The sequence below is a fragment of the Nostoc sp. ChiQUE02 genome, from assembly GCF_034531305.2.
Classification (GTDB): domain Bacteria; phylum Cyanobacteriota; class Cyanobacteriia; order Cyanobacteriales; family Nostocaceae; genus Nostoc.
The window spans coordinates 1-12,135 of sequence record NZ_JAVRBN020000005.1; the positions used below are offsets into that span (position 1 = coordinate 1).

Annotated in this window: 11 protein-coding genes; 4 read left to right on the plus strand and 7 right to left on the minus strand. The window is 42.8% G+C overall.

The annotated features are described in order from the left end of the window. Positions 1-312: 312 nt before the first annotated feature. From RM347_RS06625 to RM347_RS06635, 3 genes are all read right to left on the minus strand, one after another. Positions 313-987, minus strand: coding sequence for a DUF2834 domain-containing protein (locus tag RM347_RS06625; RefSeq protein ID WP_322721223.1), 675 nt, complete (start codon positions 985-987; stop codon positions 313-315). A gap of 122 nt (positions 988-1,109) precedes the next feature. Continuing rightward, a complete protein-coding gene (gene hrcA, locus RM347_RS06630) occupies positions 1,110-2,240 on the minus strand; it encodes a heat-inducible transcriptional repressor HrcA (RefSeq protein ID WP_322721222.1) in 1,131 nt (376 codons plus the stop codon). Positions 2,241-2,703: 463 nt separating this feature from the next. Then, positions 2,704-3,036: a rhodanese-like domain-containing protein gene (locus RM347_RS06635; RefSeq protein WP_322721221.1), complete on the minus strand. Its 333-nt coding sequence runs from the start codon at positions 3,034-3,036 to the stop codon at positions 2,704-2,706. A 229-nt stretch (positions 3,037-3,265) separates the two neighbouring features. Here RM347_RS06635 and RM347_RS06640 point away from each other — a divergent pair, with 229 nt between their 5' ends. The 4 genes from RM347_RS06640 (at position 3,266) to RM347_RS06655 (ending at position 7,413) form a co-directional block, all read left to right on the plus strand. Next, the gene (locus RM347_RS06640) at positions 3,266-4,927 is read left to right on the plus strand and encodes a DUF3352 domain-containing protein (protein WP_322721220.1); all 1,662 of its coding nucleotides are present in this window, start codon (positions 3,266-3,268) and stop codon (positions 4,925-4,927) included. Positions 4,928-5,592: 665 nt separating this feature from the next. Beyond that, positions 5,593-6,081 (plus strand): hypothetical protein, encoded by a 489-nt coding sequence (locus tag RM347_RS06645; RefSeq protein WP_322721219.1) that lies wholly within the window; start codon positions 5,593-5,595, stop codon positions 6,079-6,081. A 137-nt stretch (positions 6,082-6,218) separates the two neighbouring features. Further along, complete coding sequence (gene cysE, locus RM347_RS06650) at positions 6,219-6,983, plus strand: serine O-acetyltransferase (RefSeq protein WP_322721218.1); 765 nt, start codon at positions 6,219-6,221, stop codon at positions 6,981-6,983. Between the two features lie 145 nt (positions 6,984-7,128). Further along, on the plus strand, positions 7,129-7,413 hold the full coding sequence (locus tag RM347_RS06655) for a L,D-transpeptidase family protein (RefSeq protein WP_428850527.1): 285 nt from the start codon (positions 7,129-7,131) through the stop codon (positions 7,411-7,413). Positions 7,414-7,427: 14 nt separating this feature from the next. Here the strand turns inward: RM347_RS06655 and RM347_RS06660 are convergent, their stop codons facing one another. The 4 genes from RM347_RS06660 to RM347_RS06675 all read right to left on the minus strand — a co-directional run bounded on the left by RM347_RS06660 (position 7,428) and on the right by RM347_RS06675 (position 11,824). Beyond that, positions 7,428-8,012 carry an Npun_F5749 family FMN-dependent PPOX-type flavoprotein gene (locus RM347_RS06660; protein ID WP_322721217.1) on the minus strand — a complete coding sequence of 195 codons (585 nt, stop codon included), beginning with the start codon at positions 8,010-8,012 and terminating at the stop codon, positions 7,428-7,430. A 186-nt stretch (positions 8,013-8,198) separates the two neighbouring features. Then, positions 8,199-8,507 carry a KGK domain-containing protein gene (locus RM347_RS06665; protein WP_094350095.1) on the minus strand — a complete coding sequence of 103 codons (309 nt, stop codon included), beginning with the start codon at positions 8,505-8,507 and terminating at the stop codon, positions 8,199-8,201. A 290-nt stretch (positions 8,508-8,797) separates the two neighbouring features. Beyond that, on the minus strand, positions 8,798-9,859 hold the full coding sequence (gene ccsB / locus RM347_RS06670) for a c-type cytochrome biogenesis protein CcsB (RefSeq protein WP_322721216.1): 1,062 nt from the start codon (positions 9,857-9,859) through the stop codon (positions 8,798-8,800). Positions 9,860-10,054: 195 nt separating this feature from the next. After that, a complete protein-coding gene (locus RM347_RS06675) occupies positions 10,055-11,824 on the minus strand; it encodes a DUF3352 domain-containing protein (RefSeq protein WP_322721215.1) in 1,770 nt (589 codons plus the stop codon). Positions 11,825-12,135 lie beyond the last annotated feature (311 nt).

Genomic DNA, 12,135 nt, shown 5'->3' on the forward strand with positions numbered 1-12,135 from the left:
TGGTGATCCACTCACAGAATCTATCCCATACGTTGGCGCTTTCGCGACGTTGTAAGGTTGTTGTCATTGTTTTATAAATGCGATTATTTGCAGATGAATTTTAGGTAGGTTTGACTACCTGTTACACATCTTAAAGAATTTATTGCGTTTTGTAAAGTACTTTCAGAAAAAACTTTCTCTTGGGATTTACGCACCCACAAAAAATCCCCAAACCTTTGTCCAAGGGGGACTTTGGATAATACCATTTTGGATTTTAGACTTCGGCTACGCTCAGTCGAACGATTTTGGATTGTGAAAAATGCACTTTATTCTTCAATTCGTTGCTGGCTGCTTGGATATGGAGTCTATACCCACTTCCGGCAAAGGTGGACGCACGGATAAATAAACCAATGGGCCGAATAGCGGTATCAAGGTTATTAACCAGAAAAACTGCGGTTTTTGCCAACCGCGACGTGCCATATCATCCCCCATTAATGTGGGAAATAATAGGGAGAGTAAGCAAAAATCTAAACTCATCACATTGATGAAGCGGTTAGTTTGCCACTCTTGCACAAAACTGCCCCAATCTCCTCCTCTTAAACCGTAGGTAACTAGAATAACCGTGGCTACCGTTAAGACTAAACCAGTCACACGAGAATCTAGCAGCTTGAGGAAGGTATTCTTTTGACCGATAAACTGATTATTTGGTTCTCGTAGGGCTAAGTACGGCAACAAAGCAAAAGCACCAACTGCCAAAGAAGCAGTAGAAAACAGCCAAGCAGGCATTTTTTGTCCTCTACCATCAATAAAAACTACTGCGCTATAAATAAGAGGCCAGATGCCCATGAGGTTGAATAGTGCTATGACTAATGGGTTAACGCCTTGCCACTGACCGATAGAAAGTTTTTTAATCAACTCGAACGTACCGGGTTGATCGGGAGGCGCGAGGAAAAAAGCATAGACAACAAATCCTAGCCACAGTAGACCAAAGGCAATTTTTCTAAGCATGAAAGATTTAAGTAGTATTAATTATTAATTTTGCCGCTACAAATCTGGCTATCTGCTTGCTATGGTATTGTTCACTCGCCTAGAGGCATAGCGGCTTGTTCCTAAATATCACCTGATACGATTTAAGGATTGAAATAACTGAAAGCTTCTGAGAGGTAATCAGCAGCAGATGCTACTACTGCGATCGCACTTTCATAATCTAGGCGCGTTGGCCCCAAAACCCCCACACTTCCTACTGGTATCGAACCTCGGCGATAGTTGGAAGAAATCAAGGTGCACGTACGTATCGGTTCTAATGGATTTTCTGCGCCAATGCGAACCGTTACCTTTGGTTTACCAGTATCCTCCGGTTCTGGTTCTTCAAATATTAATCGCCATAGTTGGTCTTGTTCTTCTTCCAGCAGGTGGATAATCGTTTGTACTTGCTGTAATTGGGAAAATTCCGGCTGGCGCAAAACTTCTGAAACACCCCGAACCATAATTTGTGTTGCAGTCGGTGCAAGAGTGCGACGAGTCAATTCGGCAACTGAGTTTTTCAAGAATTCCCCGTAGCGCTGGAACTCCTGATCTAGTTCGCTCCAGTTGAGGTAGGCTAATTCCAACAGACTTCGCCCCCGCAGGTGACTATTCAAAAAGTTAGAAACAATCTGCAACTCGCGATCAATTACCTCTGAATCCCGTTGTGTTTCTTCTGGTGTTGGCGACAAATCCATCAATTTGGAATGTGTCTCGTAACCATCAGTCACGACAATCAGCATGATCCGCCCCGCTTCAATTTGCACTAATTGCAGATGTCGCAATAGCGCTGTAGTGGTTTGCGGCATAGTGATCAAGCTAATGCAACCACTCAAGGTTGCTAAAATTTGCGCGGCTCCTTGCAGTAGGGTTTCTAAACTCCAATCTTCCCACTGGAGACGCTTTTGTAGTGCCATCTCTACTTCTCGCCCTAAAGTTTCCGTACCACTTCGTGGAAGCGAGCTACGCGTAGCGTCTCTCAGAGAAGGTGTAATTAGCTGATCAACATAAATGCGATAGCCTGAATCTGAAGGTACACGTCCAGCAGAAGCGTGTGGTTGGTAGAGTAATCCAGACTTTTCTAAAACGCCCATCACATTACGAATTGTAGCCGAGCTTACACCCAGGTCGTACTCTTCGACCAAAGCCTTTGAACCAACAGGCTCTGCCGTAGCAATGTAGTGACGTACCGTTGCCCAAAGTATATGCTGTTGTCGATTTGTTAGCTGAACTTCCATAGGTATGTTTTGCTGAAGCAAATTTTAATCAAACTCTGAAAAAATTTGTGGATTTAATCGAAAACAGAGAATATTAATAATTGATTAAGATAGCAAATTATACAATTATATTATGATAAGTATTTTTAAAGTTTATATACATACGGCAGTTTTTAAGAGTGCGATTGAAATAGTAGCTCAACTTTTTTTGCAAAAGCTGCTAATTCTAATGTACCCTTACTATGCTTCTTTATGACCGTATTTTTGCACAAACTTGCACTTGCAACAGTATTATTAGATACGTATTTTTTTGCAAGGTCTAATGCTGAACTGTGATTTGGACCAGTCGATAAGTTTTGTGCAGATGTACCTGATAACCAAATTTTAAGCTTTTCAGCAAGTCCCTAAAGCGATGTACTGCTGTTTTTAGCATAGCAAAAGCCAGATGGAAGAGTAAGTTCCATCTGAGGTATATGAGCAAAAGCTAATACTGGGGAATTGAAGGGTCTACTAATAAGGAATAGGCATCAATACCACCCGAAATATTTTGCACATTTGTAAACCCTTGAGCAATCAACCACTGGCACATTTGGGCAGAACGGATGCCGTGGTGGCATAACACAAGGGTTTCAGCTTGGGGATTGAAGAGAGTAGGTACTTGATCTCCCCATTCGGCAAATTGACTTAAAGGTAGGTTGACAAAGCCCTCAATGCTAGCGATCGCCAATTCTTGTGGTTCACGCACATCTACTAGCTGAATACTTGCATCACTAGAAGAAAGACGTTGCGCCAGTTCTTCTACACTAATTTGGTTCATGAGTTCCCTGTCATGAGGTTTTCGTAAACAGTCCTAATACTATTTTATGGTGACAGAAAATCTCTGCCTTGGCATGAGCATCCATTCTCAAGAGGAGACGGGGATATGGGGACATGGTGAGATGGTGATATTTTTATTCTCCGTGTCTCTCCCTGTTTGCGTCCTCTTCATCAAGAGGCTGGGCTTTCTGCTTAAATGGCTGTAAATTGTCTTTTTTAATAGGTTTAATGTGAATAGGCAACGTTCATTTATCGGTTTTATCGTAGCTGGTGCGATCGCCCTACTAGTAATTGCGATCGCTGGCTTTTACTGGTTTTTTGCCAAAAGTCCGGCTAATCTCATTGCTTCTAACTCTCAGCCTGGTGCAGCCATATTCGTGTCGAAACTTTCCCCTGTAATGGTGTCATTACTGGCAAATCCTGACCGTTTGCAGGCATTGGAGCGTGAAGAGGAACTATCTAAACTCAAAACCAGTTTATTTGCCAAGAGTGGCATAGATTACAAACAAGATATTCAACCCTGGTTAGGGAACGAAATTACATTAGCTATCACTACCTTAGATATTGATCGGGACTTAGAAAATGGACAGCAGCCAGGGTATTTGTTGGCACTAGCAACCAAGCAACCGGAGAAAAGCCACGAGTTTGTCGAGTTATTATTTTCCAAACGAGCGTTAGCTGGAGCAAACTTAGCTGTTGAACAATATAAAGGCGTAAAACTGATTTCTGACAATTCTCAACCAGAACAAGATTTGCTTGCAGGTGCTGTTGTCGGCGAAGGCTTTGTATTGTTTGCCAACGATCCTAAAGTGCTGCGAGATGCTATTAATAATGTCCAAGCGCCCGATCTGAACTTGACTAGCTCCCCCAAATACCAAAAAGCTAGTAAAGAACTGCCCAAAGGGGGTTTAGCTGTAGCTTTCTTAAATCTTCCCATCGTGGCAAAATGGCAAGGGTTAGAGCTGCCAGAACAAACCTATGACAGCGAAATCATTTCTCTAGCGTTAAACCCCAAAGGATTACTAGCAGAAACTACATTTCTGACTACATCGGAAATTGTCCCTCTATCTCCACCGTTATCTAAACCTGTAGGAGCATTGCAGTATATTCCAGGATCAGCAAGTTTAGCAATTTCCGGCTCGAATTTGAGCAATTTGGGTGACAGTGATTTAGCTAAACTCTGGAAACAAGCAACAGCAACTCTATATGGTTCTAAGGAAGATGTGGTTTCTCGTTTAGCAAAACCTTTAGCGGATGTTCAAAAACGCTGGGGCATAAACTTGCCAGAAGATATTTTTAGCTGGGTACAGGGAGAATATGCCATAGCATTGTTACCTGATAAAGAACAAACAACCCCCCATTGGATTTTTGTGGTGGAAAAATCCGAGAGTGTAGAACAAGGCGTTGCTCGTTTGGATGCGATCGCTTCATCCAACGGACTCAGCATCAGTCCCCTGATTATAGATAAGCAAAAAATCTCTGCTTGGACAGAGTTAACTACGGCGACAAAAAAAAGTGATGCCAAAGAGGGAGCATCTTTCAGCATTGAAACAAAAGTGCGAGGATTGCATACAACTTTAGGAAATTACGAAATTTTCACCTCTGACTTAGAGACGATGAATGAAATCCTTACAACGAAGGATAATTCCATAATTGACAATCCCAATTTCCAAGATAGTATCGCTGCAATTCCCCTACCAAACCAAGGCTATATCTATCTTGACTGGAAAAAGAGCCAGAATTTGTTAGAGCGACAAGTACCGATTCTCAAACTAGTGGAAGTCTTAGGGAAACCGTTTTTTAATAACTTGCGATCGCTCACAGTCAGTAGTTATGGAACTGACACGCGATCGCTTAAGGGTGGCGTTTTCTTCAAATTCCATAATTTGTGACATTTTCATAGAAGCTCAAAGTGCAAAAGGTAAAAACTTATTTTGCCTTTTGCCTTTTATTGACATGCAATATTTATGTAAATCTTATTATGTAAGTATTGTGTAATATTTATTATTCATATTTGTAATTTAGGGTTCACTTATTAAAATTAGCACATTTTGATTACAGGTTATCCTTTGTCTAAACATCCCAATTTCAGGAATTAAAATTATAAATTATATTGAAAATAATGATTATTAATTATAGCGTTTCCTAATCACATGAGGTACATCAGAGCAAGCTCCTCGCTTGCGAAGAGGGGGTTGGGAGTGGGGTTCTTGTACCTCACTCAACCGAGAACCGCATATCTTCATTAAGGAAATTATTAAATTTGCTTCTAGACCTACAAAAGTATTTTTTAATTTAGTGAGTATATCTCGCGTCGAGGGTTCTCTGTAAAAGAGAAAATCCTGCGTCCAACAGAGGTAATGACATCTAAATTATCGCTTGGAGAATTGTAGCTGCTGTCTAGACCAAGAAACAACCTAGCAATTAGCTGCCTGCTTTTCAAGCCATTACTTGTGGCACATTTTAATGTGGCACAACCAACTGAAATTTCACTGGAATTTTTTATTTAGAATATGTATATATCATTACTAATTGAAAAGCCTGTTGGAGGGCTACTATGAAATACTGTCGCCCCCGACTTCTTCACGGTGGTTGGCTGTTGGCCATACTTACCGCCATCACAGCTACGCCTGTAATAGCAGAGACAGCAAATTTTGGCAGTTTCAACTTATCAACAAACTTTAATCCAGCACAAGGAACAGTGCAGGGGTTTACTGGTGGTTCTTACTCATTGTCTGCCATAATTAACCGCGATCGCGATCAAAAAGCCTGTATTGGATTTGCCGATCCTAATCCCGATCATATTATGGTTTTGGACAAGGACTTTTCCCAGCTAACAATCCAAGTCGATAGCAACAACACCGACACCACTTTACTCATCCAAGGCCCAGATAACACTACGATTCGTTGCGGTGATGACACTGGCAAAAGTAAAGATGCTAGCGTTAGCGATCGCAATTGGAAAAGTGGCACATATCGGATTTGGGTAGGTACATTTAATCCTGGGGTCAAGCGGGATTATACTCTGACAGTGGAGCAGCAGTGAAGTCAGGAGTATGGGGTGTAACCAATGCCCCATGTCCCATGCCTAATCCCCAATGCCCCATTACCAATTTTTAGGTGTAACACTTGAGAGGATAATATGGGAGAGTAGCTTGTTGTGCTTTCCGAGGGTGCTATCTCGTGCTATCTACACTGCGTGCTGACTTTCGTATCATATTTGAACGTGACCCAGCTGCCCGTAACTGGTTGGAAGTTTTATTTTGTTACCCTGGTTTGCAAGCCCTGCTATTCCATAGGCTGGCTCACTGGCTGTATAGCGTTGGTCTTCCCTTTATTCCCCGCCTGATTTCTCACTTGGCTCGGTTTTTGACCGGAATTGAAATCCACCCTGGTGCAGCAATTGGGCAAAGTGTGTTTATTGACCATGGGATGGGTGTAGTAATTGGTGAAACTGCGATCGTGGGAGACTATGCCCTCATTTATCAAGGTGTCACCCTTGGGGGTACTGGTAAAGAATGTGGCAAGCGCCATCCTACTGTGGGTGAAAATGTCGTAGTCGGAGCTGGAGCGAAGGTACTGGGCAATATCCAAATTGGCAATAATGTCCGTATTGGTGCGGGTTCTGTTGTTCTAAGAGATGTGCCTTCAGACTGTACTGTGGTAGGCGTGCCTGGACGCATCATGTATCGTTCTGGAGTTAGGGTTGCACCTCTTGAACATAATAACTTACCAGATTCGGAAGCTGAAGTAATTCGGGCTTTAGTAGACCGAATTGAGGCGTTGGAAGAACAAATACAAACTCTTCAGCGCACCAACTCTTCTGCAAAAACTCCTGTGTTGGTAGGTTGTGTAGCTTCTAACCAAGCTGATTTACCACAAGATGCTCCTGTATGCAGCCTTAAAGATAAGGCAATACAACAGTTTCTAGATGGTGCAGGTATTTAAATAAGCAATCTGCATTTCTGTTTAGCTGCGACAAATCTAGGTTAATGACAAAAGAGCCACTCAGTAAAACTCATTTTTATCGTCAGAAGATACTAATAATTCTTCTAGTGGTGATTAGTGGCTCTTTACTCTAGGTATTCTGCAAATCAAAGACCTTTATCCCCATCCGCAATGGTCGAATTTCTTATGGCTTGACTATCCCAATACCCGATCTTGGCGAAAGTATTTTCAGGACAAAGCTAGCGGTAAGCTACCTTGGCATATTCCTATTGGCGGCGAAGTTGGGATACATGGTGTACCTGCGGGCAGAGATAACATGATTAGCGATCGCTACAATTGGACTTTGGGTTGCCCTTCCCTGAAAAACAAAGATGTACATGAACTATATCAATGGGTACAAAAAGGTACAGTTGTCGAGATTCTTCTTTAACTTGAAAAGGCTGTTCAAGGATTAATTTCTTCACAAGACCACTCTTGATTTTCGTCACGGTGATAAAGCCACCGATTTTGTGGTTCGCCGCGTAATTCTAAGTGGTCTACCTGCGCCGGATCGAGTAGCAGTAGACAAAAATTAGGCACTGGCTGTATGGGTTCGGGTGCTGGTAGTGCAAAAGCTTCTGGGGTCTGAACTCTGGGTTTACCAGGATACGGCCAACCAAACTGTAAACGCGCCGCATCACTCAATTCTTGCCACATAGCGATCCGCGCTGGCTGTAAATCCTGGTAAAAATCATCACCGCTTACCAGGGTCAAACAGCCAGCGATCCGGAATTGTTCTCGTGTATTGGGGAAGTACCAGCAAACTTCTGCCCAAGGTTGTTGCTGTATCTGGTCGGCTTTGGCGCTACGGTTATCGGTGATAAATTTTAGCTGGTTTGTTTCTTCTAGAAAGCCGCGAAAAACTAAGGTACGATTAGCGGGGTGACCATTTGCTTGTAGCGTTGCTAGTTGCAGGTAACGGGCATAAACAAGGCTGCGGTTGCGATGGAGTGCATGAGCGATCGCGCCTCGCCAAGGAGCAAGAGACATTATACAATTCTGTTGGTAATCTAGCGCCAGGTATTCCTGAACATACTACCACTTCAATACTCCTGGTTGAGCGCCAGTTAAATAATTTTGAGTCTTGCCACTCCCTACTGCTTTTTTATTTGCAAACATTGAGAAGCTCAGAACCCCGACTTCATAAAGAAGCGGGGTTCTTTTGCTGATTGAGTATTAGTTTTCCACTTGTTTGAGTTTTTGAAAAATTTCATCAAGTGGTGACTCGGATTCATCAGGACAAAATTCTAAAGCCAGTCTCACTTTTCCTTTTTTCCACCCCAAAGTACTAAATTGTAAAACTTCACAATTTAATCCTTGGGTATACAAATTTACTTCATCTGTTTCTTCTGCTCCAACATATTCCTTAATTGCTGTAATCAAATCACGAACTTTAAAAGTTTTAGCAATATTTAACTTATTAAAAGTGTCTGGTTCTATAGACACAACTTCATCATGGTTTAGTCTCTCGAATCCATCTTCCATAAAAATCTCCTGTCAATAAATCTATATTTTCAGAGATATAACAGTTCATCCGAAATAAAATGGTGATTCTATAGATTTAGTGCCGCTTAAATAAAAATTTACTAATAATTTTTGTCTCGCGCAATCTCTCTTAGCGATCTCGTAAGAGTAGGGGCAAAGAAAAACTCTGCCCTCCTCTGTGTTTCAACTTAAACACTCAACTCCCCATAGTTTTACGCAAAATTTTACTAAGTCCTGAGTTATGAGTAAAAGTAAAATACTCAATACTCAGTACTGTTTTAGTGAGATTCTTAAAAAAACCAACCGTAAGAATGCAAACCTTTACCCAAAAGATTTACACCGAGATAGCAAACCCAAACCACAAGCAAGCCGGTGGCGGCTAAAATTGCGGGACGACGCCCTTGCCAACCGCGAGTAATTCTGGCGTGAAGGTAGGCGGCAAACACTAACCAGGTGATTAATGCCCAAGTTTCTTTGGGATCCCAACTCCAGTAGGAACCCCAAGCTTCGTTAGCCCAAACGCCACCGGCAATGATGCCAATTGTCAGTAGGGGAAATCCTAATCCGATGATGCGATAACTAATGTTGTCGAGGGTTTCGGCAAGGCTAAGGCGCTGGGGTGAAAGAGGTTCAGCAGATGCTACGGCTTGAGATTCAGGGGTAGTTACTAAATTCAAAACAGCCGTATTACTGTTACCGTTGCCGTTGCTACTGCTTTCAAAACGGGCAAAGCCGTTATTTTCCACAGGAGGGGCTGATGGTTGAGAAATTAGTTCAGCGGCTTTGTGCAAGCGGTAGCCATTGCTACGATAGCCACCAGTACCAACAGAACTGCCTTGTAGTTGGATATTTTGACCGCGAGTGACAATTAAGAAAGCGATCGCTAATAATGATCCCACCATCAAAGCAGAATAACTTAACATCATGACGCTGACATGCATCATCAGCCAATTTGACTTCAAGGCAGGTACTAAGGGTTCTGACGCTTGCATCTGGGATGGTAGTGTCATGGTAGCAAAAGCTGCGATCGCCATTGCCACCGGAGCTGTCGCAACTCCTACTAAGCGGCTACGGCTACTATTTTCCGCAATCAGATGGACGGCAGTAATTCCCCAAGTTAAGAAAAACAGAGATTCATAGAGATTACTTAAGGGAAAGTAACCAGCTTCGATCCATCGTGCCCCTAGTAGAGTAGCAATGCACAAATTTGCGATCGCCATCCCAGCTGTCCCCAAAGCGGCTAGATAAGGCAGATTCGGAAAAGCCGCTCCTCCCCAATACACCAGCATTGTCAGGAATAATATGGCAAAGGACGCATTGTCCAGCCAGTTCTGGAGTACAACCAGATTCATAAAGTGTTCTCTCCGTGGATAATTTAAAATATGGATTCTGACTGTTCTGATCCTATATGTTTAAAGGGTCATGAGACAGGGGAAATAGGAAATAGGGAGTAGGGAATGGGGCAGAAGGGCGGGGAACAGGGGCAGAGGGTAAATTTCTTCTCCCTTGCCCCCTGCTCCCTTGCCTCTTTTCAATGCCCCACTCTCCTATCTAACAGAGTTGCTCTTATTACTTTCTGGACTAGGCAAGGTAGTCGTGTTCCTAACTTTTTTGAGTGCGATAAAAATGTCGTAGCGGTTACTACGACTGTCGCTGACAGCAGATGTCATCCCAATTGAGCGCGTTGCATCTAGCAAAGTTTGTTGATTGGGAATTAAAGTTGGTAAAGGGAAATTTTTCACAGTTCGTTCCACATCCAGGAAAAATTGACCATTTGTCGGATTGGGTTCTGTAGGAACTGTTTGTTGGAAGGGAAGAGTGCCACCTAGTGGGTAGTTAGGTTTGGGAACAATTTTATCAGTGATGGGAGCGCCCACTACCAAAAAGGCGACATCTTCATCTAACCAACCGTGGGTGGCGGTTAAGGTGCCATAAGGTGATACCCAATTAACAACGGGTTGACCTGCGACTTTCCCCGGTAGCACTTGGAATTGGTATTGATTTTTCATTACTTCATCCAGTTGACTGATGGATGCTTCAGCTGATTTGCGTAGGCTTTGCCCCCCGTAGGTATCGCTTGTCTGTACCATGAACAGCAAACCCGCACGAAAATCATTTGGTGAACCTTCTTTTGGAGTAGCAGGAATCACTGATAACGAAAACTCGCCTTTCATCCAACTAAGCAAATCTTTCTCTAAATCGAGATCGGTAAGCGATTTTATACCACCTCTGATCTGTTCTGGTGCGATCGGTGATAGAGGATTTCCCTGAGATGTTAAAACATAGTCTCTCCATAACCTCTGTAAGTTACCGCCAGCAAGCATCATTAAGGTTTCTGCTGGTACGCGGCTTTGCATTTTTCCAGCTTTGTTTTCCACCACCAGCACACGTTGACTATTAGGGTTTAACCAAGAAACGCCCTTGAAGCGAATTCCTTCTGACTCTAAGGTCATTGTCCCCGCTAAACCTTGGTTATTTTGCAGTTGAGCCAAAACTTGAGCAGGTAAAGGGCGATTTGGAGAAGCTGCGGCTATTTTAGCTGCTGTTGGCACATTTACATAAAACTGAGCAAAGGGTTGGTAATTGGCAATTTTTGGAAAATTCTCAGCAAAGCCCCCTGTTGTCGCTAGAGATGTTTTATTTTTGTAGGCGTCGATCGCTCGTTCTGTAGCTTTGGGACTATCAGTTATGACTAAAAAACGCTCATCTAGTAATGCCGCTGAGAAGTTTTCTCCTGCTTTTCCCTCACTTTGTTTAATGGCGATCCCTTGATAAGTACGGTCAATCCATTTGCCTTGTTTAAGGGTTTTTGGTTGTGCCAAAATGCTTTTGGCGATTTCAGGATTTTTCACTGGCAATACCATTACCATCGACTGCTGATCGCTAGCAGCATTTTCATTGGTGGTAACTGGTTTAGGTGCAGGTTTATTCCCTGTTGCTGGCGCAAGAATTGCGATCGTCACGTCATCGCCTACCCAAGGAGCGATGTCTTTCTGGAAGTCGTAACCATTATTAGTCAGAAAGCGATCGCGTAACTGGACTAAATTTTTGTCCAGTTCTGCTTGGGTATTTTTTGTCCCAAACTCCCGCAATTTCTGCCACTGTTGAGGATCTGTTGTCAGAGAAACTGCAAACAGAGCATCACCAGGAATAATATTTGCCCCTACTAGCAAATCGCTAGAAGATAGTTGTCTCTGAGCTAACAACCAGTATGCTGCACTCCCCGCACCAATCAATAGCCCAGCAGCCGAGAGCGTCAGCACCAGAGACGGTTTCTTATTTTTCTTCATCGGAACAGACACAAGAGGCAGTGCCATTGAAACCTATACCTCATACTTGCAAACTCATTACTTGCTTGATTGCTTAAGTCAACCAAAAAAGTTTCTCGTTATCTAGGGCAGCTAAGTGCATAAATTTCTCCATCCTAGACATTGATGATATTTCCGTAATCAACCTTCTCTACTGTTTCAAAAGCGTGTTTTCGTGGTTAGTTATCTTTTTTAACACGCTTTGTTTAATTTCGCAGGACACTTCCTTTTGATGGTTGCCTTTGCAAAAAGTCTCCAAGAGTTAAATCTGTCATTTCAAGCACTTCGAGGATATAACTAACTTGGGCATTGCTGCAAGT